This window comes from Mycolicibacterium chitae (assembly GCF_900637205.1).
Classification (GTDB): Bacteria; Actinomycetota; Actinomycetes; order Mycobacteriales; family Mycobacteriaceae; genus Mycobacterium; species Mycobacterium chitae.
On record NZ_LR134355.1, the window covers coordinates 1,455,776 to 1,479,505 of the forward strand.

At 68.8% G+C, this 23,730-nt stretch carries 22 protein-coding genes; 16 read left to right on the forward strand and 6 right to left on the reverse strand.

The window, feature by feature from the left end; translation table 11 throughout:
- The first annotated feature begins 68 nt into the window (after nucleotides 1–68).
- From EL338_RS07065 to EL338_RS07110, 10 genes are read left to right on the forward strand one after another with little or no spacing between them, the layout of a single operon-like run.
- Entirely contained in the window at nucleotides 69–935 is an 867-nt protein-coding gene (locus EL338_RS07065) for an alpha/beta fold hydrolase (protein ID WP_126333077.1), read from the forward strand.
- On the forward strand, nucleotides 935–2,659 hold the full coding sequence (locus EL338_RS07070; RefSeq protein WP_126333078.1) for a bifunctional 3-(3-hydroxy-phenyl)propionate/3-hydroxycinnamic acid hydroxylase: 1,725 nt from the start codon (nucleotides 935–937) through the stop codon (nucleotides 2,657–2,659). Before EL338_RS07065 ends, EL338_RS07070 begins: the two co-directional genes overlap by 1 nt.
- Entirely contained in the window at nucleotides 2,616–3,533 is a 918-nt protein-coding gene (locus EL338_RS07075; protein WP_235666394.1) for a 3-carboxyethylcatechol 2,3-dioxygenase, read from the forward strand. Before EL338_RS07070 ends, EL338_RS07075 begins: the two co-directional genes overlap by 44 nt.
- Nucleotides 3,530–5,305, forward strand: a complete 1,776-nt coding sequence (locus EL338_RS07080) for an FAD-binding protein (RefSeq protein WP_126333080.1) — start codon at nucleotides 3,530–3,532, stop codon at nucleotides 5,303–5,305. Before EL338_RS07075 ends, EL338_RS07080 begins: the two co-directional genes overlap by 4 nt.
- 11 nt (nucleotides 5,306–5,316) lie before the next feature.
- Nucleotides 5,317–6,633 (forward strand): LLM class flavin-dependent oxidoreductase, encoded by a 1,317-nt coding sequence (locus EL338_RS07085; protein WP_126333081.1) that lies wholly within the window; start codon nucleotides 5,317–5,319, stop codon nucleotides 6,631–6,633.
- Between the two features lie 2 nt (nucleotides 6,634–6,635).
- Nucleotides 6,636–7,469, forward strand: a complete 834-nt coding sequence (locus EL338_RS07090; RefSeq protein WP_126333082.1) for a coniferyl-alcohol dehydrogenase — start codon at nucleotides 6,636–6,638, stop codon at nucleotides 7,467–7,469.
- 2 nt (nucleotides 7,470–7,471) lie between these two features.
- The gene (locus EL338_RS07095) at nucleotides 7,472–8,470 is read left to right on the forward strand and encodes a cyclase family protein (RefSeq protein WP_163792057.1); all 999 of its coding nucleotides are present in this window, start codon (nucleotides 7,472–7,474) and stop codon (nucleotides 8,468–8,470) included.
- Between the two features lie 25 nt (nucleotides 8,471–8,495).
- A complete protein-coding gene (locus tag EL338_RS07100) occupies nucleotides 8,496–9,254 on the forward strand; it encodes an alpha/beta fold hydrolase (RefSeq protein ID WP_126333083.1) in 759 nt (252 codons plus the stop codon).
- Nucleotides 9,255–9,266: 12 nt separating this feature from the next.
- The gene (locus EL338_RS07105; RefSeq protein ID WP_126333084.1) at nucleotides 9,267–10,139 is read left to right on the forward strand and encodes an alpha/beta fold hydrolase; all 873 of its coding nucleotides are present in this window, start codon (nucleotides 9,267–9,269) and stop codon (nucleotides 10,137–10,139) included.
- The gene (locus tag EL338_RS07110) at nucleotides 10,136–10,924 is read left to right on the forward strand and encodes an SDR family NAD(P)-dependent oxidoreductase (RefSeq protein ID WP_126333085.1); all 789 of its coding nucleotides are present in this window, start codon (nucleotides 10,136–10,138) and stop codon (nucleotides 10,922–10,924) included. Before EL338_RS07105 ends, EL338_RS07110 begins: the two co-directional genes overlap by 4 nt.
- A gap of 4 nt (nucleotides 10,925–10,928) precedes the next feature.
- Here the strand turns inward: EL338_RS07110 and EL338_RS07115 are convergent, their stop codons facing one another.
- Nucleotides 10,929–11,648 carry an alpha/beta fold hydrolase gene (locus tag EL338_RS07115; RefSeq protein ID WP_126333086.1) on the reverse strand — a complete coding sequence of 240 codons (720 nt, stop codon included), beginning with the start codon at nucleotides 11,646–11,648 and terminating at the stop codon, nucleotides 10,929–10,931.
- Between the two features lie 175 nt (nucleotides 11,649–11,823).
- On the opposite strand from EL338_RS07115, the gene EL338_RS07120 reads away from it, so the two are divergent.
- The 3 genes from EL338_RS07120 (at nucleotide 11,824) to EL338_RS07130 (ending at nucleotide 13,976) form a co-directional block, all read left to right on the forward strand.
- The gene (locus tag EL338_RS07120; RefSeq protein WP_126333087.1) at nucleotides 11,824–12,513 is read left to right on the forward strand and encodes a TetR/AcrR family transcriptional regulator; all 690 of its coding nucleotides are present in this window, start codon (nucleotides 11,824–11,826) and stop codon (nucleotides 12,511–12,513) included.
- Complete coding sequence (locus tag EL338_RS07125) at nucleotides 12,510–12,704, forward strand: ferredoxin (protein WP_126333088.1); 195 nt, start codon at nucleotides 12,510–12,512, stop codon at nucleotides 12,702–12,704. Before EL338_RS07120 ends, EL338_RS07125 begins: the two co-directional genes overlap by 4 nt.
- An 87-nt stretch (nucleotides 12,705–12,791) precedes the next feature.
- Nucleotides 12,792–13,976, forward strand: a complete 1,185-nt coding sequence (locus tag EL338_RS07130) for a cytochrome P450 (RefSeq protein WP_163792320.1) — start codon at nucleotides 12,792–12,794, stop codon at nucleotides 13,974–13,976.
- A 27-nt stretch (nucleotides 13,977–14,003) separates the two neighbouring features.
- Here the strand turns inward: EL338_RS07130 and EL338_RS07135 are convergent, their stop codons facing one another.
- The 5 genes from EL338_RS07135 to EL338_RS07155 are packed head-to-tail and all read right to left on the reverse strand — an operon-like array spanning nucleotide 14,004 to nucleotide 18,739.
- Entirely contained in the window at nucleotides 14,004–14,978 is a 975-nt protein-coding gene (locus EL338_RS07135; RefSeq protein ID WP_126333090.1) for an NADPH:quinone oxidoreductase family protein, read from the reverse strand.
- The gene (locus EL338_RS07140; RefSeq protein WP_126333091.1) at nucleotides 14,975–15,601 is read right to left on the reverse strand and encodes a TetR/AcrR family transcriptional regulator; all 627 of its coding nucleotides are present in this window, start codon (nucleotides 15,599–15,601) and stop codon (nucleotides 14,975–14,977) included. The genes EL338_RS07135 and EL338_RS07140 overlap by 4 nt, the downstream gene beginning before the upstream one ends.
- Nucleotides 15,598–16,905, reverse strand: coding sequence for an acyl-CoA dehydrogenase family protein (locus tag EL338_RS07145; protein WP_126333092.1), 1,308 nt, complete (start codon nucleotides 16,903–16,905; stop codon nucleotides 15,598–15,600). Before EL338_RS07145 ends, EL338_RS07140 begins: the two co-directional genes overlap by 4 nt.
- A 30-nt stretch (nucleotides 16,906–16,935) precedes the next feature.
- On the reverse strand, nucleotides 16,936–17,697 hold the full coding sequence (locus EL338_RS07150) for an SDR family NAD(P)-dependent oxidoreductase (RefSeq protein WP_126333093.1): 762 nt from the start codon (nucleotides 17,695–17,697) through the stop codon (nucleotides 16,936–16,938).
- 1 nt (nucleotide 17,698) lies between these two features.
- Nucleotides 17,699–18,739: a phosphotransferase family protein gene (locus EL338_RS07155; protein WP_126333094.1), complete on the reverse strand. Its 1,041-nt coding sequence runs from the start codon at nucleotides 18,737–18,739 to the stop codon at nucleotides 17,699–17,701.
- A 359-nt stretch (nucleotides 18,740–19,098) separates the two neighbouring features.
- Between EL338_RS07155 and EL338_RS07160 the strand changes: the two genes are divergently transcribed.
- The 3 genes from EL338_RS07160 to EL338_RS07170 all read left to right on the forward strand — a co-directional run bounded on the left by EL338_RS07160 (nucleotide 19,099) and on the right by EL338_RS07170 (nucleotide 23,721).
- The gene (locus EL338_RS07160) at nucleotides 19,099–20,271 is read left to right on the forward strand and encodes an amidohydrolase family protein (protein WP_126333095.1); all 1,173 of its coding nucleotides are present in this window, start codon (nucleotides 19,099–19,101) and stop codon (nucleotides 20,269–20,271) included.
- Nucleotides 20,272–20,345: 74 nt separating this feature from the next.
- Nucleotides 20,346–21,314, forward strand: a complete 969-nt coding sequence (locus EL338_RS07165) for an enoyl-CoA hydratase/isomerase family protein (RefSeq protein ID WP_126333096.1) — start codon at nucleotides 20,346–20,348, stop codon at nucleotides 21,312–21,314.
- 4 nt (nucleotides 21,315–21,318) lie between these two features.
- Nucleotides 21,319–23,721, forward strand: coding sequence for a CaiB/BaiF CoA-transferase family protein (locus tag EL338_RS07170; RefSeq protein WP_126333097.1), 2,403 nt, complete (start codon nucleotides 21,319–21,321; stop codon nucleotides 23,719–23,721).
- Nucleotides 23,722–23,730 lie beyond the last annotated feature (9 nt).

Sequence of the window (23,730 nt, forward strand, 5' to 3'; positions counted from 1 at the left end):
TGTACGATATTAGCACACATCGATCGCAGAAAAAGAGAATGACGTAATCGCAGGCAGAGAGGCTTTTTGTGGCTGAGTTCGAGAGCATTTGGAGCGATCTTCAGGGCGTTCCGTTCTCGCAGGGGTACCTGGACGCCGGGGGCGTGCGCACGCGTTATCTGCACGCCGGGGACCTCGACAAGCCGGCCCTGGTGCTCCTGCACGGCTCCGGCGGGCACGCCGAGGCCTATGTCCGCAACCTCGCGGCCCATGCCGAGCACTTCTCCACCTGGTCGATCGACATGCTCGGACACGGCTACACCGACAAGCCGGGGCATCCGCTAGAGGTCGAGCACTACGTCAAGCACCTGCTGGCGTTCTTCGACGCGATCGGCGCCGAGCGGGTCTACCTGTCCGGGGAGTCCCTCGGCGGCTGGGTCGCCTCGCGCGCCGCCGCCGATCACCCCGAACGGATCCACCGCCTGGTGCTCAACACCGCCGGCGGTTCGCAGGCCGACCCCGAGGTGATGAAACGCATCATCACGTTGTCGATGGCCGCGGTCGAGGATCCGACCTGGGAGACGGTGCAGGCCCGGATCAAGTGGCTGATGGCCGACAAGTCCAAGGACTACGACGACATTGTGGCCAGCCGCCAGCGCATCTACCGGCTACCCGGCTTCGTCGACGCGATGCGCGACATCATGGCGCTGCAGGATCCCGAGATCCGGGCGCGGAACCTGATGGGAGCCAAGGAGTACGGCGCCATCACCGCCCCGACGCTGGTGCTCTGGACCAGTGACGACCCCACCGCGGACGTCAGCGAGGGCAGCCGCATCGCCTCGATGATCCCGGGCGCGCGGTTCGAGGTGATGAGTGGTTGCGGGCACTGGCCGCAGTACGAGGATCCCGACACCTTCAACCGGCTGCACGTCGACTTCCTGCTGGGACGGGCGTGATGGCCACGCCGAGCGGCCCGGACAACCCCGCGGTGGTGATCGTCGGGGCCGGACCGGTGGGTCTGACCTTGGCCAACATCCTTGGCCTGCAGGGTGTCCCGACGCTCATCGTGGAGGAACGCGACACCCTGATCGACTACCCGCGCGGGGTCGGCCTGGACGACGAATCGCTGCGCACCTTCCAGTCGATCGGACTGGTCGACGCCGTCTTGCCGCACACCGTGCCGAACCAGATCCTGCGGTTCTTCGACTCGAACCGGCGGCTGCTGGTCGAGATGGCGCCACCGGACGCCCGGTTCGGCTGGCCCAAGCGCAACGGCTTCGTCCAGCCCCTGGTCGATGCCGAACTGTTCGCCGGCCTGAGCCGGTTCGCGCACGTCGAGGTGCGCTGGGGCACCCGGATGACCGCCGCCACCGAGACCGCCGACGGGGTCAGGCTCGAACTGACCGGCGGGGACGGCACGACTTCGGAGGTGCAGACCCGCTACGTCGTCGGGTGCGACGGCGGCCGCAGCGCCACCCGACACCTGATGGGGGTTTCCTTCGAGGGCACCACCTCGCCGACGCGCTGGGTGGTCATCGATCTGGCCAACGACCCGCTGGGCCATCCGAACAGCGAGGTCGGCGCCGACCCCGAGCGGCCGTACGCCTCGATCTCGATCGCGCACGGAATCCGCCGCTTCGAGTTCATGATCCACGACGACGAGTCCGACGAACTGGCGTCGGACCCCGCGTTCGTCAGCAAGCTGCTGGCCAGTTTCGTCCCGCATCCCGACCGGGTCGACATCATCCGGCACCGGGTCTACACGCACCACTCCCGCATCGCCGGGGCCTTCCGCAAGGGCCGACTGCTGCTGGCCGGGGATGCGGCCCACCTGATGCCGGTGTGGCAGGGGCAGGGCTACAACAGCGGGATCCGCGATGCGGCGAACCTCGGCTGGAAGCTGGCCGCGGTGGTCAACGGGCACGCCGGGGACGCCCTGCTCGACAGCTACGACGTGGAGCGGCGCAAGCACGCGCGCGCCATGATCGACCTGTCGACCATGGTCGGCCGGGTCATCTCGCCCACCAACCGTCGTGTTGCGGGCCTGCGCGACAAGGTGATCCGCGCGGCCTCGGTCGTCCCGACGCTCAAGCGGTACGTGCTGGAGATGCGGTTCAAGCCCATGCCGCGCTACGACCAGGGCGCCGTCGTGCACGCCAGCACCCCGCCCCCGCCCGGCTCGTCGGCGGGCACGCTGTTCATCCAGCCGCGGGTGGACACCCGCACCGAGAGCAATGTCCTGCTCGACGACGTCATCGGCACCGGCTTTGCGGTGCTGTGCTGGAACAACGATCCGCGCCGTCTGCTCGGCGACGCGACACTCGAGCGCTGGAAGGCGTTGGGCACCAAGTTCATCGCCGCCCGCCCGAGCACCCAGCTGCACTGGCGGCCGGCCGGTGAGACCGCCGAGGACCCCGACGTGATCGTCGTCGGCGACCGCACCGGCGCGCTGAAGTCCTTCTTCGACGGCCACACCGACTCGGTGCTGTTCCTGCGGCCCGACCGCTGCATCGCCGCGGCCTGCGTGGCCCAACGCGCGGCCGAGCTGAGCGATCAACTGTTCGCGGTCCTGCGCATCGCCCCCTCGACTGCGGTGGAAGGCGGTGAGAACCATGGCGCAACTGGCACTGTGTTGCATGTCGCACAGCCCGCTGCTGAATCTTCCGGGACCGTCGGCTGAACTTCTCGACGACATCGGCGCCGCGCTGGCCGGCGCGCGGGATTTCGTCACCGACTTCGCCCCGGAGTTGGTGGTGACGTTCTCCCCGGATCACTACAACGGGTTCTTCTACCGGCTGATGCCGCCGTTCTGCATCGGCACCTCGGCATCCGGCGTGGGGGACTACGGCACCCAGTCGGGCCCGCTCAACGTCGCCGAGGATTTCGCGAACGCCTGCGCGGCAGCGGTTCTCGACGCCGACGTGGATGTGGCGATCTCGGCCGGCATGGAGGTCGACCACGGCACGGTGCAGCCGCTGCAGACCCTGTTCGGCGACGCCGCCGCGGTGCCCATCATCCCGGTGTTCATCAACTCGGTGGCCACCCCGCTGGGCCCGCTGCGCCGGGTACGCGCCTTGGGTACCGCGATCGGGAAGTTCCTGGCGACGCTGGACAAGCGCGTGCTGGTGCTGGGATCCGGTGGGCTGTCCCATGATCCGCCGGTGCCCACGTTGGCCACCGCGCCGCCGGCCGCGCTGGACCGCATCGTGCGCGGGGTGGCGATGACCCCAGAGCAGCGCAGCGCCCGGCAGGACGCGGTGATGGCCGCCGCCCATGACTTCGCCCACGGCGAGTCGGCGTTGCAGCCGCTGAACCCGGACTGGGACCGCGCCTTCCTGGATCTGATCGACGCCAACCGGCTCGACGAGGTCGACGGCTGGACCAACGCCTGGATCGCCGGCGAGGCCGGCAACTCCGCGCACGAGGTCCGGACCTGGGTGGCGGCGTTCGCGGCGCTGGCCGCCGCGGGACCGTATGCGACCGCACACCACTATTACCGCCCGGCGCCGGAACTGATCGCCGGGTTCGCAATCCGAACGGCGGTGCCCGCATGACGCCCAATGACAATGGACCCACGGCGGGCTTCGACCACGAGGTCGACGTGCTGGTCATCGGCAGCGGCGGCGGCGGGCTGACCGCCGCGCTGACCGCCCAGGCCGAGGGCCTGGACGCGCTGGTCATCGAGAAGTCCGCGCACTACGGTGGGTCCACCGCGCTCTCTGGCGGCGGGATCTGGGTGCCCGGGGCGCCCTCGCAGCGCCGCGAGGGCTACTCGCCGGACCCGGACGAGGTGTTCGGCTACCTCAAGCAGATCACCGGCGGACTGGTCAGCGACGCCCGGCTGCGGCAGTACGTGGACGCCGCACCGGAGATGATGCAGTTCCTGGAGGACCGCAGCCGCTGGTTCGAATTCGTCTGGAAGCCCGGCTATGCCGACTACTACCCGGAACTGCCGGGCGGTTCGGAGCTGGGCAGCACCATCAACGTGCCGGCCATCGATCTGCGCAAGCTCGGCGCCGAGGAGCAGAACCTGCTGCAGCCGCTGGCGCTGGCGCCCAAGGGAATCTGGTTCGCGCCCAAGGACCTGCGGCTGTTCTATCAGGTTCGGCAGAACTGGCGCGGCAAGGCCGTGCTGGTCAAGCTGATCTGGCGAATGTTCCGGGCGCGGGTGTTCGGGGACCGGATGGCCGCCATCGGCCAGTCCCTGGTGGCGCGGATGCGCCTGGCGTTGCAGGAGCACAACATCCCGCTGTGGCTCAACACGCCGATGACCGAACTCATCACCGACGGCGACGGCCCCGCGGCGCGGGTCATCGGCGCCGTCGTCGAACGGGACGGCCGCACCCAGCGGATCAGGGCGCGCGCCGGGGTCGTCATCGCCGCCGGCGGCTTCGACCACGACATGGCGTGGCGTCGCGAACACCTGCCGGAGGTCGAGAAGGACTGGAGTTTCGGCAATCCGGCGGCCACCGGCGACGGTATCCGGGCCGGCCAGAAGGTGGGTGCGGCGACCGAACTGATGGACGAGGCCTGGTGGTTCCCGGCCATGTGCTGGCCCGACGGGCGGCTGCAGTTCATGCTGAACGAACGCATGATGCCCGCGCAGTTCGTCGTCAACGGCGCCGGCAAGCGCTTCATCAACGAGGCCGCGCCCTACATGGACTTCGCGCACGCGATGATTGACGGGCAGCGCTCGGGGATCACCCACATCCCGGTCTGGCTGATCACCGATCAGCGCTCCTTCCACCGCTATGTGGTCGGCGGGCACCTGCCCATCCCGAAGGTCCCGTTCGCCCCGGTACCGACCGGCCGGAAGATCCCGCAGGCCTGGTTGGACTCCGGAATCGTCAAGGAGGCCGGCAGCTTCGAGGAACTGGCGGCCAAGATCGACGTGCCACCGGAGGCGCTGCGCGGCACCGCCGAGCGGTTCAACGAACTGGCCCGCAAGGGACACGACGACGACTTCAACCGCGGTGACAGCGCCTACGACAACTACTACGGCGATCCGACGCTGCCCAACCCGAATCTGCACCCGTTGTCCAAGCCGCCGTACTACGCGTTCCAGATCATCCTGGGCGATCTGGGCACCTCGGGCGGGCTGCGCACCGACGAGCACGCCCGCGTGCTCGACACCGAGGAGCGGCACATCCCGGGCCTCTACGCCGTGGGTAACGCGTCGGCGGCCGTGATGGGCCGCAGTTACGCCGGGGCCGGGGCCACCATCGGCCCCGCCATGGCCTTCGGTTATGTCGCCGCCAAACACATTGCCGCCCAGAACACGACCCAGAATCAACAGCAAGTCCACGACGACGTCCGCAACGCCTGAGGAGGCAATCAATGAAGATCTCGCTGTTCTATGAATTCCCGCTGCCTCGGCCGTGGTCGGAGGACGATGAACACCAGCTGTTCCAGCACGGTCTGGACGAGGTCGAGGCCGCCGACAAGGCCGGCTTCTCCACCGTCTGGCTGACCGAGCACCACTTCCTCGAGGAGTACTGCCACTCGACCGCCCCGGAAATGTTCCTGGCCGCGGCGAGCCAGCGCACCAAGGACATTCGGCTGGGCTTCGGTGTCATGCACCTGCCCCCGCCCATCAACCACCCGGCGCGCATCGCCGAGCGGGTCGCCACGCTGGATCACCTGTCCAACGGCCGCGTGGAATTCGGCACCGGCGAGGGGTCCTCGGTCGCCGAGCTCGGTGGCTTCAACATCGATCCGGCCGACAAGCGCGCCCAGTGGGAGGAGGCCCTCGAGGTCGCGATCCGCTGCATGGTCGAGGAACCCTTCACCGGCTTCAAGGGTGAGCACGTCGAGATGCCCGCGCGCAACGTGATTCCCAAGCCGCTGCAGAAGCCGCACCCGCCGGTCTGGGTGGCCTGCACCCGCCCGTCGTCGGTGCAGATGGCCGCGCAGAAGGCCATCGGCGCACTCAGCTTCGCCTACACCGGCCCGGAGGCGCTCAAGGAGCGCGTGGACGGCTACTACCAGGAACTCGAGGCCAACGGCGCGCCCGTCACCCCGGCGATCAACCCGAACCTGCTGGCCATCGGCGGCGACCTGTCGATGATGGTGGCCAAGAATGACGACGAGGCGCTCAAGCGACTCGGCATCGGCGGCGGCTTCTTCTCGTTCGGCATCATGCACTACTACCTGACCGGCATGCACACCCCCGGCCGCACCAAGGTCTGGGAACGCTACGAGCAGGCGGTCAAGGAGGATCCGACGCTGGCCTACGGCCCCGGCCGCGGCGCGATCGGCGGACCCGACACCGTACGCGAGTTCCTGCGCAGCTACGAGGCCAGCGGCGTCGACGAGATCATCCTGCTGCTGAACCCGCGCAGCCACGAGGGCACCATGGAGTCCATCGAGATCATGGGCAAGGAGATCCTGCCCGAGTTCATCGAGCGCGACCAGAAGGCCGTGGCGGACAAGGCCAAGCGCCTTGAGCCGGTCATCGAGAAGGTCGAGGCCCGGCGCCAGCCGTCGGACGCCCCGCTGTTCGACGAGACCTACGCCTTCGGCGGGCTGCCCACCGGCCGGGACAAGTTCACCGCCGGCGAGATCCCCGAGGCGATGGCCGAGATCAACGAGGGCCGCGTCAAGGCCGCCCAGTTGGAGAAGGAACAGAAGGCCGCGCGGGAAGCGGCGAACTGAACGTGACGGCACTCGACGAGCTGGTGCGCTACGACGGCAAACACGTCGTGGTCACCGGCTGCGCGTCCGGAATCGGCGCGCAAGTCGCCCGCCAGCTCGGCGAATTGGGCGCCCGGGTCACGGGTCTGGACCTGAAAGATCCGCACAGTGGGTTGGACGACTTCGTCGCCGTGGACCTCGCCGACCCGGATTCGGTGGAGGCCGCGGCCGGCGGTGTCGACGGCGGCGTCGACGCGCTGTTCAACGTGGCCGGGGTGTCCTCGGGCGTCGGGGACCCGATGCTCGTGGTCCGGATCAACTTCCTGGGCATGCGGCAGTTCACCGAGGCGATGATGCAACGCATCCCCGCCGGGGGATCGATCACCTCGGTGTCCTCGCTGGCCGCGTCGGCCTACCGCGAGAATGCTTCGACCACAGCCGGTTTGGTGGCCACCGCATCCCCGCAGCAGGGCGTGCAGTGGTGTGACGAGCATCCCGACGCGCTGGCCGACGGCGGCGGCTACCGGCTGTCGAAGGAGGCGACCATCCTCTACACCATGAGCAGGGTTGCCGAACTCGGCGCGCGCGGCATCCGGATCAACTGCACCGCGCCCGGGGTCACCGAGACCCCGATCCTCGATCAGCTGCGCACGGCCTACGGCCAGCAGTACCTCGATTCGTTCAGCACGCCGCTGGGCCGGGCCTCCACGCCGCAGGAGCAGGCCGCGGTGTTGGTGTTCCTCGGCAGTGCGGCGGCCAGTTACGTCACCGGACAGGTGATCTGGGCCGACGGCGGCATCCTGGCGCAGCGGTTCACCGCGGCCAACGATTCTCTCGACCACATCTCGGGAAGGTGAGCATGGCCGGCACGATGCAGGATTTCCGCAAGATGGCCGACGAGGTCCGCAACTGGGGTCGCTGGGGCGACGCCGACGAGGTCGGCACGCTGAACTTCATCACGCCTGAGAAGATCACCGAGGCGGCAGGATTGGCCAAGCGCGGCAAGGTCTTTGCCCTCGGTGCCGACTTCGGCTCCAACGGGCCGCAGGGGGCGTTCAAGTTCCGCAACAATCCCGTGCACGTGATGACCGTCGACGGCGGCGACGCCGACACCCTGGTCCGCTACGGGCCCGACTGGCTGCGCAACGCCGTCGCCCACGACGTCAGCGCGTTCTTCGCCGACAACCCGTTCCGGTTCAACGACGACATGATCGTGATGCCGCTGCAGGCGGCCACCCAGTGGGACGCCCTGAGCCACGTGTACTACGAGGACAAGCTGTACAACGGGTTTCCCGCAGGTTCGGTGACCAGCTTCGGTGCCTACCACTGTGGGATCGACAAGGTCGACGCCAAGGGCATCACCTCGCGCGGGGTGCTGCTCGATGTGGTGCGCTTCCGGGGCGCCGAGGTGTTCCTGGAACCGGGCAACCCGGTGACCCCCGACGAACTCGACGCGGTCGCCAAGAGCCAGGGCGTCGAGGTGCGCAGCGGTGACGTCGTGCTGGTCCACACCGGCTGGTGGACCCGGTTCTGCGCCACCGGCGACGGCGCCGAGGCCGGTTCGGGCCTGGACTGGCGCTGCGCATCGTGGTTGCACGCCCACGAGGTGGCCGCGGTGGCCGCCGACAACCTGATGGTCGAGGATCCGGATCCGGCCGCCGGCGTCGAGGGCACGTTCCTGCCGATGCACATGCTCTGCCTGCGCGACATGGGTCTGATGCTCGGCGAGTACTGGGACCTGACGGCGCTGTCCGCCGACTGCGCCGCGGACGGCGTCTACGAGTTCCAACTCGTGGCGCCCCCACTCAGTGTCGTTGGGGCAGTGGGCTCCCCGGTGAACCCGATCGCGATCAAGTGATCGCCCGGTCGAGCGGCGCGCGCAGGTGAGATTCGTTCTGGTGCACGGCGGCTTTCACGCCGCGTGGTGCTGGGAGCGCGCCATCGAGGAACTTCGTGTGCTCGGTCACGACGCCGTCGCGGTGGACCTGCCGGGCCACGGGGCACGCATCGACGAGGAATCCACGTTGCACAGGCGGCGCGAGGCCATCGTCGAGGTGATGCGACCCGGCGACGTGCTGGTGGGGCATTCCGGCGGCGGCTTCGACGCGACGCTGGCCGCCGACGCGCGACCGGATCTGGTGGGCCACATCGTGTACCTGGCCGCGGCGCTGCCCCGGGAGGGCCGCACCTATCCCGAGGCGATGGCGATGCGCAACGAGGAGGACGGTGACTTCGACGCCGACACCGGAGAAATGTTGTCCTATCTCGAGTTCGACGAGGACGGGGCGATGACCTTCGCCGATTTCGACGGCGCCTGGAAGTACTTCTACCACGACTGCGACGAGGCCACCGCGCGCTGGGCCTTCGATCGGTTGGGTCCCGAACGGTTCGGCGACACCACCGTGACCCCGGTGTCGGTGCCCGATTTCTGGGCCGCCGACCTGCCGCGCAGCTTCATCGTCTGCGCACAGGACCGGTCGATGCCCCGGTGGCTGGCCGACACCGTGGCCCACCGGCTCGGTGTCGAGCAGCTGAGCATCGATACCTCGCACTCGCCGTTTCTGAGCCGTCCCGCCGAACTCGCCGGCCTGCTGGTGCACGCCATCTCGACGAGTCCCGTCGGCCCATTGATCCCGGACTGAACAGGAGCCCGCATGAACTTTCAGCGCAAGACCATTACCGTCGACGGCCTGGTCACCAGTTACCTGGAGGCCGGCGCCGAGCACGCGCAGACCGTGGTGCTGCTGCACGGCGGCGAGTTCGGTGCCGGCGCCGAGTTGGGCTGGGAGCGGACCATTTCCGCGCTGGGCGAGCGGTTCCGGGTGCTCGCGCCCGACATGCTCGGCTACGGCCACACGGCCAAGGTGCTCGACTTCGTCGACGGTCGGGGTATGCGGATCCGGCACGTCGCGGCGTTCTGCGCGGCGGTCGGGGTCGACTCCGCCCACTTCGTCGGCAACTCGATGGGCGCCATCAACCTGCTCGTCGACGCCACCTCCACCGACCCGGTGTTGCCCATGCGCAGCCTGGTGGCGATCTGCGGCGGCGGCGAGATCCAGAACAACGAGCACATGCGCGCGCTCTACGACTACGACGCCACGCTGGGTGCCATGAAAGCCATTGTGACCGCGCTGTTCTTCGCCCCCTCCTATCCGGAGGACGAGGCCTACGTGGCGCGCCGGCACGAATCGGCGACCCTGCCCGGGGCGTGGGAGACGATCGCCGCCGCGCGGTTCCGGCGGCCCGGTTCCGAGCCGCCCGCCGCGGCGTCGAGCCGGCGGGCCTACGAGCGCATCACGGTACCGACGCTGATCGTCGAGGGCGGGGGTGACAAGCTACTGCCGACGGGCTGGGCCGCGGAGATCGCCGCCCAGATCGACGGGGCGCGTTCGGCGGTCATCGAGAACGCCGGACACTGCCCGCAGATCGAGCAGCCCCGGGCCGTCAACGATCTGCTGCTGTCGTTCCTGGGCGATCAGGACGACACCGACCGAACTGGCACGAAGAGCGGAGCGCACGCACCATGAGCAACGAACTGGCCGGCAAGGTCGCCATCGTCACCGGGGGAGCCGGCGGGCTGGGCCGCGGTATCGCCGAGCGCTTCCTCGCCGAGGGCGCCAAGGTGGTGGTGGGCGACCTCGGCGACGGGCCGCCGCTGAGCGGCGATTACAAGTTCCTCGAAACCGATGTCGCCGACCTCGACCAGATCGAGCGGCTGGTCTCGACGACGGTGGAGACCTTCGGGGGACTCGACATCATGGTGAACAACGCCGGTGTTTCCGGGACCATGCATCGGCGTTTCCTCGACGACGACCTCGCCGATTTCGACAAGGTGATGGCGGTCAACCTGCGGGCGGTGATGGCCGGCACCCGCGACGCCGCGCGCCACATGGCCGAACACGGCGGTGGCTCGATCCTGAACCTCACCTCGATCGGCGGGATCCAGGCGGGCGGCGGCGTGCAGACGTACCGGGCGTCGAAGGCCGCGGTCATCCAGTTCACCAAGTCCGTCGCAATCGAATTGGCGCACTACGAGATCCGGGTCAACGCCATCGCACCGGGCAATATCCGCACCGCCATCGTCAAGAAGTCGGCCGCCGGGGAGGACCTCGAGCGCCTCGAGCAGTTCGAGGAGGCGATCCGCGCGCAGATGCGCAACGACCGCCCGCTGAAGCGGGAGGGCACCGTCGACGACGTCGCCGAGGCGGCGCTGTACTTCGCGGGGGACCGCTCCCCGTACGTCACCGGCACCGTGCTACCGATCGACGGTGGCACGGTGGCGGGCAAGGTGATTCAGCGCAAACCCAAGTAGCCGGTCACGGCCGCGCGTCGGCGCGGCGGGTGTGCTCGCGCACCAGCAGCGGATAGCGCTGCCGGTCGGGCCGGAAGATGTCGTGGGGCGAGTCGTCGAACTCGTGCAGTTCCGCCGTCGGGAACAGTTGCCGGTAACGCGCCCACGCGTCGGCGTCGATGATGCTGCCGCTACCGCTGCGCACCGCCAGCAGCGGGGGTTGCCAGTCGGACAGCGGTTCCCAGAACGACCGGATCTGGGCCGCCCGAAAGGTGGCCAGCGCGGCGGTCTCGTCGAGGCGGTCCCGCACCGGTGTTCCGCGCCAACGGCCGTCGAGCAGGAAGCGCACCTGCGGTTCGCCGAGGACGATCTCTTGCGGCACGTAGTCGCCGATGGCGATCGAGCGCACCCGGTCGCGGTGCTGCAGCGCCCACCACAGCGCGGCCGACGTTCCCCGCGAGAACGTGACGAGATGGACCGGACCGGCGGTGATCGCGTCGACGACGGCGCCGACGTCGGCCCCGAGGGTGGGCAGGTCGTAGCCCGCCGCCGGGGCGTCGCTGCGGCCGTGGCCGCGCACCTCCACGACCACCGTGCGCCGGCCGAACGCCGGCAGGACCGCGCGGTAATCCTCGGCGACGTCGGTCATCCCGGGGACGAAGATCAGCGGCGCGCCCAGGTCGTCACCGCCGGAATCGAGGTAGTGGATTCGGACCTCGCCGTGGGGGGTGAACGCGGATGCCATTCGTCATGGTTACCAGTTACGAGTGTCTGCACTTCAAATCGGAGTGGTTTCCGGACCGTACGATTTGCTGCTCAGGGCGCCCACGGAAATGAGTGTCTGGCAGGGCTGCCGACCGACCCCGGCAATTAAATCAATCACTTGACTTAACCCCGGTGCGCGCGGTTGACTGGACCGCGTGACCGCCACCAGGCCCCTGCGCTCGGACCGGGCCACCGACACCCGCGAGGCCATCCTGACGGCCGCCGAACGGCTCTTCGCCGAACGCGGCGTCTTCGCCGTATCCAACCGCCAGGTCAGTGACCAGGCCGGGCAGGGCAACAACGCGGCGGTCGGCTACCACTTCGGCACCAAGGCGGACCTGATCCGCGCGATCGTCCGCCGGCACAACGAACAGGTCGAGCGGTTGTGCGAGCAGATGGTCGACGAGATCGAGCGCGCCGACCGCCCCGCCGAACTGCGCGACTGGGTGCAGTGCCTCGTGCGCCCGCTGGCCGCCCACCTGACCAACCTGTCCGGCGCGAACGGCACCTCGACCTACGCCCGGTTCTCGGCCCAGCTGATGCCGGACCCGACGCACCGCGACATCGTCTCCGAGGAATCGCTGTCGTCTCGGTCGGTGCTCAAGATCATCCAGGGCCTCAACCGCTGCCTGCCCGACATGCCCGCCGAGGTGCGCATCGAGCGCAATGCGATGGCCCGGCACCTGATCGTGCACATCTTCGCCGAACAGGAACGCGCCCGCGCCGCCGGCGATCCGATGGTGCGCCCGGACTGGGACGCCACGGCCGACGGGCTGGTCGACGCGATCACCGGGCTGCTGCTGGCGCCCGTGACGTCACGTCGCGTAGAGGGAGAGACACCGTGAAAGTCATTGTCGACCAACTCAAGTGCGTGTCGGCGGGCAACTGCGTCGCCAACGCCCCCGAGGTGTTCGATCAGGACGAGGACGACGGCAGCGTGATTTTGCTCGACGAGAATCCGTCGGAAGACCTTCACGACGCGGTGCGCGAGGCCGTCGCGGCCTGCCCGGCCCAGGCCATCCGCGTCGAAGACTGACCAGACCTTCATCCAACAGCCCCCGATAGAGGAAACCCAGTGACCGAAACCCTGACCGATACCGTGACCGACGTCCCCGAGTACCCGATGGAGCGGGCCGCCGCGTGTCCGTTCGCGCCGCCGCCGGGCGTCATGGAACTCGCCGCCCAGGCCCCGCTTTCGCGGGTGCGGATCTGGAACGGCACCACCCCGTGGCTGGTCACCGGTTACGAGGTGGCGCGCACGTTGTTCGCCGACTCGCGCGTCAGCGTCGACGACCGCAATGAGGGCTTCCCGCACTGGAACGAGCACATGCTCTCGACCGTGTACAAGCGGCCGCGCTCGGTGTTCACCTCAGATGCCGAGGAGCACACCCGTTTTCGCCGGATGCTCTCGCGGCCCTTCACGTTCAAGCGGGTCGAGGGCTTGCGGCCCTACATCCAGCGGGTGACCGACGAGTGCATCGACGCGATGCTGGCCGGCGAGCAGCCCGCCGACGTGGTCGCCGATCTCGCGCTGCCGGTGCCCACCCAGGTGATCAGCGAGATGCTCGGCGTGCCCTACGAGGACCACGAGTTCTTCCAGCATCACGCCAACGTCGGGTTGGCCCGCAACGCCAGCGCCGAGGACGGCCAGAAGGGCGCGATGAGCCTGCACGGCTACCTGATCGACCTGGTCAAGAAGAAGATGGAAAACCCGGCCGAGGACGCGATCTCGGATCTGGCCGAGCGGGTCACCGCGGGCGAGATCAGCGTCAAGGAGGCCGCGCAGCTGGGCACCGGGTTGCTGATCGCCGGGCACGAGACCACCGCCAACATGATCGGCATCGGTGTCCTGGCGCTGCTGGAGAACCCGGAACAGGCTGCGCTGCTGCGCGATACCGAGGACCCGAAAGTGATCGCCAACGCTGTCGAGGAGCTGATGCGCTACCTGAGCATCATCCAGAACGGTCAGCGCCGGGTCGCCCTCGAGGATATCGAGATCGCGGGCGTCACCATCAAGGCCAACGACGGCATCATCCTCGACCTGGCCCCGGCGAACTGGGACGCCGCGGCCTTCGCCGCCCCCGACCAGCTCGACCTGGCCCGTGAGAACGCCCGCAACGAGCTCGGTTTCGGCTTCGGTCGCCACCAGTGCGTCGGCATGCAGCTGGCCCGCGCCGAGCTGCAGATCGTGTTCCACACCCTGCTGCGCCGGATCCCGACCATGCGGCTGGCGATCCCGTTCGACGAGGTGCCGTTCAAGCACGACCGGTTGGCCTACGGCGTCTACAGCCTGCCCGTCACCTGGTGATGGGCTCCGCCGCGCGGCGCCGGACGGTCACGCCACGTCGATGATGACCTTGCCGATCGCCTTGCGGTCGGCGACGTAGCGCAGCGCGGCGGCCGCGTCGGCCAGCGGGAACCGGGCGCCGATGTAGGGCCGGATCTTGCCGTCGGCGAACATCCGGGCCAGCTCGGCGTCGGCGGGCCCGATGTCGTCGGGGTAGTCCGTGGCGAACGTGCGGATCTCCATGCCGCGGACGGTGATTCCCTTCAGCAGCACCAGGTTCAGCGGGATCGCCGGGATGGTTCCGGAGGCATAGCCGAGCGTGACGAACACCCCGCCGCGGCCGAGTGCGCGCAGCGCCGGTTCGGCGTAGGGGCCGCCGACCGGGTCGAGGACGAGGGCCGCCCCGGCGCCCTCGGTGATCTCCCGGATCCGGTCGCGCAGGTTCTCCTGCTCGTAGTCGATGGTCGCGACGGCCCCGCGCTGCGCGCAGATCGCCAGCTTCTCGGGGCCGGACGCGGCGGCGATGACGCGCGCCCCCATCGCGGTGGCCAGGTCGACGGCGGCCAGTCCGACGCCGCCGGCCGCGCCGAGGACCACCACCGCATCGCCGGGCCGCACCGGCGCCACCGTGCGCAGGGTGTAGTACGCGGTGCGGTAGGTGACCCCGAAGGCGGCCGCGTCGGCGAAGTCCACGCCGTCGGGCACCCGGGTCAGCGAATCTGCCGGTGCCGCAACCTGTTCGGCGAAGGCGCCGACCATCATCGACCCCGACACCCGGTCACCCGGTCGCCAGGTGACGTCGGGACCGACGGCGAGCACCTCGCCGGCGAACTCGCTGCCCGGCGAGAACGGCGGCGGAATGCGCACCTGATAGCTGCCGGACAGGAACAGCACGTCGGGGAAGTTCACCGCCGCGGCCCGGACGCGCACGACCGCCTCGCCGGGGCCCGGTGTCGGATCGGGGATCTCGTCGTACACCAGGCTCTCGGGTGGTCCGTACTGGTGGCACAACACTGCTTTCATTCTCTGTCCTTTCTCGCCTTTCCGACCGCATCGATGCCGCGCAGGCAGAACCGCACGAGATGGGTCACGTCGTCGGGCCGCGGCGACGTCCCGGATCCCACGTGGCGGCGCATGGTGGCCATGGTGAGCTGGAAGATGGCCTCCGCGTCGCGGCCGGCGTCGTCGCTGCCGAGCGCGGCCAGCGGTGCGACCAACAGATCCCGCATGGGTGCCATGATGCCGTCGACGGGTTCGGTGCGCGTCATCTGTTCGACCACGGCGCGGCTCATGCTGGTCAGGTGCGGGTCGGACACCTGCGCCAGCGCCCCGGAGACCCAGCGGGCGACCTTGTCGGCGGGGGCGTGGGCCTTGTCCATCTGATGCTCCAGATAGGACACGACGATCCCGATGCCGCGTTCCATCACCGCCAGCAGCAGATCGTCCTTGCCCGCGAAGTACCGGTAGAAGGCCTTCTTCGACGATCCGGCCTCGGCGACGATGTCGCTGACCCGAGGCGGCTCGGGGGCCACCCGCTGCATGACCGTGATCGCCGCCGCGAGAATGCGTTCCACGTCGTCGGTGGCCTCGCGCTGCCGGTCATCCAGGGCCCGGTGGACGGCCTGGGCGACCCGGGTGGTGGTCATGGCGCCGGCGGCACCAGCGGGATCTGGCTGACCCGGTCGCCGTACTTGGCCTGCGCGGCGGCGACCCGGACGTCGAGGAACTCGCTGGGCCATTCGGGATCCTCGGCCTCGTAGTCCTTGAGCAGCATCCGGGCCAGGTTCACCTTGTGGGCCTCGGTGGGCCCGTCGGCCAGGCCCAGCGCGACGCCACCGAGCAGCACGTTGGTCAGCGGCAGTTGCTGGGTGAGCCCCATGGCGCCGTGCACCTGGATGGCGCGCAGGCCGATGGACTTGAGCACCTGGGAGGCCAGGATCTTGCAGACCCCGATCTCGGCGCGGGCGGCGTGCTCGCCGGCGGTGTCGATCAACCACGCGGTGTGCAGCACGGTCAGCCGGAACTGCAGCAACTCGGCGTAGGAGTCCGCGATGAACGCCTGGACCAGCTGCTTGTCGGCCAGCGAACTGCCCTGGGTGAAACGGCTTTTCGCGCGGTGGGCCATCATGTCCAGCGCGCGCTGGGCCACCCCGATGGAGCGCATGGCGTGGTGGATGCGGCCGCCGGCCAGCCGGGCCTGCAGGATCTGGAAGCCGTGGCCCGGCTCGCCCAGCATCGCCGAGGCGGGCAATCGGACGTTGTCGTAGTGGATCAACGAGTGCCCGGCCTCGTGCGGCAGCGAACCGACGAGGTGATGCGTCGCCTCGATGTTGACCCCGGGGGTGTCGGCCGGGATCAGGAAGGTCGAGGCGCCGCGGTGCACGGGCACGTCCGGGTCGGTGACGGCGACGACGATGATGAACGACGCCACCGACGCGTTCGACGAGAAGTACTTGCGCCCGTTGAGCACCCAGTCGTCGCCGTCGCGCACCGCGCGCGTGGTGAAGACCCGCGGGTCCGAGCCGCCCTGGGGTTCGGTCATGGAGAAGCAGGAGAAGATCTCCCCGGACAGCAGCCCGTCCAGGTAGCGTTCCTTCTGCTCGGGCGTGCCGAAGCGGGCCAGGATCTCGGCGTTCCCGGTGTCGGGGGCCTGGGTGCCGAACACGATGGGCGCCCAGCCGCTGCGTCCGAGGATCTCGTTGATCAGCGTCAGCTTGACCGCGCCGAACCCCTGGCCGCCGAGTTCGGGTCCCAGGTGCGGGGCCCACAGCCCCCGGTCGCGGACCTGTTGTTTGAGCGGGTCGACGATCTTGCGCCGGTCCTCGTCCAGCGGGAGGAACTCACACCCCGGGAAGAGGACCTCGAGGGGTTCGACCTCCTCGCGGACGAAATCACGGATCCAGGTGAGCTTCTCCTCGAACTCGGGCTCGGTGGAGAAATCCCATGCCATGTGCTGCTCCTCTGCTGGGCGAAGTGGTGATCAGGGAATGCCGCCGTCGGCCCGAACAATCGAACCGGTGGTGAAACTCGACGCGTCCGACATCAGGAACAGTGCGGCGCCGACGATCTCGTCCGGGTTGCCGGCGCGCTGCAGCGCCGAGTGGCCGAAGGGGTTGCTGGTGCCGTCGAAGTCCCAGGCCTTGCTGATGTCGGTGAGGAACGGCCCGGGCATCAGGGTGTTGACCCGCACCGTCGGCCCGAACGCCTGGGCCAGCCCCTCGGTCATGGCGTTGAGCCCGGCCTTGGAGGCGGCGTACGGGAGGAAGCTGGGGTGCGGGCGCAGCGAGCCATGGGTGCTGACGTTGATGATCACCCCGCCGCCGGCGGCCACCATCTTCTCGCCGATCAGCGCCGAGAGCCGGAACGGCCCCTTGAGGTTCAGGTTGACCACGGCGTCGAACAGCTTCTCGGTGACGTCGGTCTGTTTCTCGTAGACCGGTGACATGCCGGCGTTGTTCACCAGCACGTCGACCTTGCCGAACCGCTCGTAGGCGGCGTCGACCAGTCCGTCGAGCTGGTCCCAGCGGCCCACATGCACCGCGTACGGCCATGCGGCCCGGCCGGTTTCGGCCTCGATCTCGGCGGCGGTGGCCTCGCAAGTGTCCAGCTTGCGGCTGGCGATCACCACGTCGGCGCCGCACCGCGCCGCGGCGAAGGCCATCTCGCGGCCCAGGCCGCGGCTACCACCGGTGATCAGCACCACCCGGTCGGTGAGGTCGAAAAGTTCGGTCGGAGAGGTCATCTCAGGCACCTCCTGCGGTGCGGGTCAGCTCGGCCGCGGTCGCCATGAGCTGCGGGACCATCGGTCCCATCGCGGCGGCGACGGCCGGGTCGACCTTGCTGTCCGGGGCCAGCGAGGCCGCATACGTCTTCTCCAGCATGATGCCCAGCTTCCAGTTGGCCAGCACCAGGTAGTACTGGATGTCGTCGGTGGGTCGGCCGCTGATCTTCTCGTAGTGGGCGAGCAGCGCGCTGCGGGTCGGCATCCCGGTCATGTCCAGATAAAACCCTTCGGTGACCGGGTTCTCGCCGTCGTAGCCCAGCAGCGCCCAGCCGAGGTCCAGCAGTGGGTCGCCGATGGTGGTCATCTCCCAGTCGACGATCGCGGCCAACCGGGCCGGGGCGCCGTGGGCGTACATCACGTTGGCGAACTGATAGTCGCCGTGCATGATCCCCGGCGTGTAGTGGGCCGGCCGGTTGCGGCGCAACCACTCGGCGGCCACGTCGAGGCCGGGTAGCTCGCGCACCTGGTAGGCGGACAGGAACTTCAGCCAGCGATCGACCTGACGTTCGTGGAAGCCGTCGGGCCGGCCGAACCCGTCGAGGCCCTGACCGCGCCAGTCGACGCTGCCGAGTCGGGCCGCCCCCTCGACCAGCTGGAACGCCAGCCCGGCCCGGGCCTCGAGGTCGGTGTCGAACGGCGCCTGCCAGCCGCCCCCGCCCATCGGGCTCCAGCCGTCGATCTCGGCCATCACGTAGAACGGCTTGTCCAGCACCGCGCCGGTGTCGTCGGCGGCGATCAGTTGGGCGTGCGGAACGTCGGTGCCGCGCAGCGCGCGGACCAGCCGGATCTCGCGGAGCAGGCCGTCGACCCGGGCGGTATCGGCGCGGGCGCCGGGCATCCGCAGCACCATCCGGGCCGCGCCGCGGCGGACCCGGTACAGGGTGTTCTGCGAGCCGCCGGTCAGCAGTTCGAGCTGCGGGCGTTCGCCCTGGCCGGGGGCGTCGTTCTTGTCGAGCCAATGGCCCAGGACGTCGGCGTCGATGTCGGTCGTGTGTGGCATGAACCCCTCACTCTCGCTGCGGAGACTAGCATTCTCCGTTCTGGGAACCAAGGGTCTCCGGTCCGCGGCGGCGGGAGCGGGCGTGCGACTATCGAACGGATCGACGCCCGCTGCAGGTGGCATGGTGTCAAGAGCCCAGGAGAATCAATTCTCTTAAAAAGAGAACGATATTTCCGCACCAAAACCCGCAACTGTCCTGGTCGGAGCGGCAATCTTGCTGTTGTTCGGACAGGCAAACTGATAATGTCATTACCCACGAGTCCGGCGGTTGCGCGCTGGGCCGGTTCTTGGAAGAAACTCGCTCGCGCGGCAGCCCCGCAGAGGAAGCTGAAGCCCGGAACGTTCACGGAAGGTCGATGATGTCCAGTCAGTCCAGTACCGCCACGCTGTATCCGCCCGGCGGTTTCGGCGCTCCCAAGGATCGGCGCGGCCACGCCACCGGCGACCTCGGCCTCCCGCCGGGCACCGAGATCTTCTCCGCCGACAACCACATCTCCGTGGCCGACGACATCTTCTACGACCGCTTCCCCGAGGAACTCAAGGGCGCCGCGCCGCGCATCTGGTATGAGGACGGCGCCTACATGGTGGGCATGAAGGGCAAGGCCTGGACGGGCGGCGACTTCGGCCGCGTGCTCATGCAGTACGACGACCTGGCCGGTGCCGCCTCCAACAACATCGAGGCGCGCATCCGCGAGCTCAAAGAGGACGGCATCGACAAGGAACTCGCGTTCCCGAATGCCGTTCTGGCACTGTTTCATTACCCCGACAAGCAGTTGCGGGAGCGGGTCTTCCGGATCTACAACGAGCACATCGCCGAACTGCAGGAGCGCTCCAAGGGCCACTTCTACGGCGTGGGCCTGATCAACTGGTGGGACCCGAAGGGCACCCGCAGCACGTTGGCGGAGCTCAAGTCCCTGGGGCTCAAGACCTTCCTGCTGCCGCTGAACCCCGGCAAGGACGACGACGGCAACATCTACGACTACGGCAGCACCGCGATGGACGCGGTATGGGACGAGATCGAGGACGCCGGTCTGCCGGTGTCGCACCACATCGGCGAGACACCGCCCAAGACGCCCTGCGAGCACAACAGCGTCGTCGTCGGCATGATGGTCAACGTCGACTCCTTCCGCGAGCAGTTCGCCAAGTACCTGTTCTCCGGCATCCTGGATCGGCACCCGAGGTTGCGGATCGGTTGGTTCGAGGGCGGAATCGCCTGGGTGCCAACGGCCCTGCAGGACGGCGAGCACCTTTTGGCGTCCTATCGGCACATGTTCAACCACGAACTGCAGCACGAGATCCAGCACTACTGGAAGCAACACATGAGCGCGTCGTTCATGGTCGACCCGCTCGGGCTCGAGCTGATCGACAAGATCGGTGTCGACAACGTGATGTGGTCCTCGGACTACCCGCACAATGAGAGCACCTTCGGCTACTCGGAGAAGTCGCTGGCCACCGTGGTGTCGGCGGTGGGGCCCGAGAACGCGACGAAGATCGTCAGCACCAACGTCCAGAAGTTCCTCGGCCTGCTGTGACCGCTGCGGCACCGCGGCGCGGTGCCGCTCCCGGCTGCCACGGTAATTCATTCTGATGCAAAGGAGTTCGTGCAATGGCGGCGTCTGAGAACCGGCCGACACCCGAAGAGATCATTCTCTACGAGAAGGACCCCAAGACCAAGATCGCCACCATCACGTTCAACCGACCGGAGTTCCTCAACGCGCCGACGTCGATGGCCCGGCTGCGCTACGCCGACGTGCTGCGCGCCGCCAATGCGGACAACGACGTCAAGGTCGTCATCATCCGCGGTGTCGGATCCAACCTCGGCAGCGGCGCCGATCTGCCGGAATTTATGGAGGGCAACGACAATCCGGCGGTGCGGCTGGCCGAACTGCGGCTCGAGGATGACGGCGTGGGTGAGGTGACGTACCCGCCGAAGGGCACCTTCCGCAACGGGGCCACCATCTCCGCCTGGTACGCCAACTCGCAGGCGGGCAACCGCGCGCTGCAGGACTTCAAGAAGATCAGCATCGTCGAGGCCAAGGGCTACTGCTACGGCTGGCACTTCTACCAGTGCGCCGACGCCGACCTGGTGATCTCCAGCGACGACGCGCTGTTCGGGCACCCGTCGTTCCGGTACCACGGGTGGGGCCCGCGGATGTGGACGTGGGTGCAGATGATGGGCCTGCGCAAGTTCCAGGAGATGGTGTTCACCGGCCGGCCGTTCACCGCCGCCGAGATGTACGACTGCAACTTCCTGAACAAGGTGGTGCCCCGCGACGATCTCGAGGACGAGGTGGCCAAGTACGCGCTGGCGTGCGCGCGGAACCGCCCGGTGGACACCGTGTTCCAGCAGAAGATGTTCTTCGAGATCTTCAAGCAGCAACAGGGTGAGTACATGGGCAGCCTGCTGTCCGCGTTCTTCGAGTCCATGGGCAACGGCGTGGCCAACGACAGCGATCAGGACCTGGACATGTTCGAGTCGATCGACAGTGGGCTGTCGGCTGCGGTGAACGACAACGACAGCAAGTTCCCGCCCGAATTCCGGCTCAGCAAGAAGAACCGCAGCAAGAAGGACTAGACCGGTGCCCCCACCACTTGACGGCTACACGGTGGTCGACCTGTCGTCCGGGATCGCCGGCGGGTACTGCACCAAACTGCTGGCCGACGGCGGTGCCCGGGTGATCAAAGTCGAGTCACCCGAGGGTGATTCGCTGCGACGATGGTCGGCCTCCGGTGCCGACGTCGATCCGGTGGCCGGCGGCGCGTTGTTCAGCTTCCTGGCCGGATCCAAGCACAGCGTGGTCGCTGACCCGGCCGACCTCGGCCCCGTCGAACGGCTACTGGGAGCGGCCGACGCCGTGGTGTGGTCGCCGGGGTCGCGGCTGGCCGAGACCGCGGACCTGCATCCCGACCGGATCCGGGAGCGCCATCCCGGGCTCAGCATCACCGCGATCACACCGTTCGGTCTGCACGGCCCGTGGCGGGACAGGGCCGCCACCGAGTTCACCCTGCAGGCCTGGTCCGGCGGGGCGCTCGGGATCGGCCGCGGCGAGCAACACCGCGCGCCCGCGCACGTCGGCGGTCAGGTGGGGGACTGGTTGGCCGGCGCGTACGCCGCGGCGCTGACCCTGGCGGTGCGCGCCGGGGGCGGCGCGCAGTTGCTGGACCTGTCGATGCTCGAGGCCCAGATCTTGGGGCTGACCTACTATCCGGTGACCTACTACCAGATGCTGGACAAGCCCTGGCGTACCGAACGTCGGCCCACGGTTCCCGGGGTGGCCGAGGCCGCCGACGGCCTGGTGGCCCTCGGCTGCGGCACCGCCCAGCAGTGGTTCGACCTGTGCGCGATGTCCGGGCACCAGGAATGGATCGACGAGACCTCCGAACTGTCGATCACCGAGCAGGCCAACCTGCACGCCGAGGAACTTTTCGCGTGGCTGCGGAACGAGCGGGTCGAGGACGTCCGCGACCTGGCCACGGCGTTCCGGATCCCGAACTCGCCGGTGGGCAACGGCGAGAACGTCACGCAGATGGACCATTTCGTCCAGCGCGGCATCTTCGTCCGTAACCCGCGCGACGGCTTCACCCAGCCCGGGCACCCCTACCGGCTCGCCGGGATCGCGCTGCGCGACCCGGAGCCCGCGCCGCGCCTCGGCGAGCACACCGAACACTATGCGGCCGCGCAACTTCCGGTCCCCCCGCGCACGGACCAGCCGAAACCACTGCCGTTCGAGGGTCTTCGGGTGCTGGACATGACGACCTTCTGGGCCGGCCCGTCGTGCACCCACATCCTGGCGATGCTGGGCGCCGAGGTGATCCACCTGGAGTCCACCCCGCGCCCCGACGGCACCCGGCTGATCGCCGGCATACCGGTCAGCGAGCCGTTGTGGTGGGAACGTTCGCCGATCTTCTCCGGGCTGAACACCAACAAGAAGAGTGTGACGCTGGACTTCCAGACCGAGGCGGGACGCGATCTGCTGCGTCGCCTGATCGCCGACAGCGACGTGGTGGTGGAGAACTTCACCCCGCGGGTGATCGACCAGCTGGGCCTGGACTACGACAGCGTGCGCGCGCTGCGCGAGGACATCGTGATGGTGCGCATGCCCGGTTTCGGGCTGGACGGGCCGTGGCGGGACAACCCGGCCTTCGCCTACATCATCGAGGACGCGGCGGGCCTGAGCTGGCTGACCGGCTATCCCGATCGCACGCCGTACGAACCGTATTCGGTGGGTGACCCCAACGCGGGAATCCATGCGCTCACGGCGCTGATGCTCGCACTCGAGCATCGCCGGCGCACCGGGCAGGGGGCGCTGGTGGAGGCCTCCATGGTGGATGCCGCGCTGAACGTCGCCGCCGAACAGGTCATCGAGTACAGCGCCTACGGCGCCCTGCTGCAGCGGCAGGGCAACCGCGGTCCGGTCGCCGCCCCGCAGAACATCTATCAGGTCAGCGGCATCGACGAGTTCGGCCGCGACGACACCTGGGTGGCCATCGCCGTCGCGGACGATCGGCAGTGGCAGGCCCTGGTGGCCGCGCTGGGTCATCCCGCGTGGGCGTCGGCGCCCGAGCTCGCCACCGCGGCGGGCCGACGCGCCCGACACGACCGCATCGACGCCGAGCTGGCCGCCTGGTGTCGCCCGCGCAGCGCCGACGAGGTGGTCGAAACCCTATGGCCGGCAGGTGTTCCGGTGGCCAAGGTGATGCAGCCGCACCGGCAGACCGAACTCGCCCAACTCGAGCACCGCGGCTTCTTCGAACATGTCGAGCACCCGGCGGCCGGGGCCGCGGCGCACAGCACGCTACCGATCCGGCTCTCGACGGGCCCCGACCGGTACCACCGGGCCCCGGCGCCGCTGCTCGGCGAGCACAACGCCGAGGTCCTCGGCCGCCTCGGGGTGGACGCCGCACAACTCGCGGCGCTGGAGGCCGACGGGGTGATCGGCACCGAACCGGCGATGGGTGGCCGCAAGAAGGCCACCACCTGAGGCGCTGGA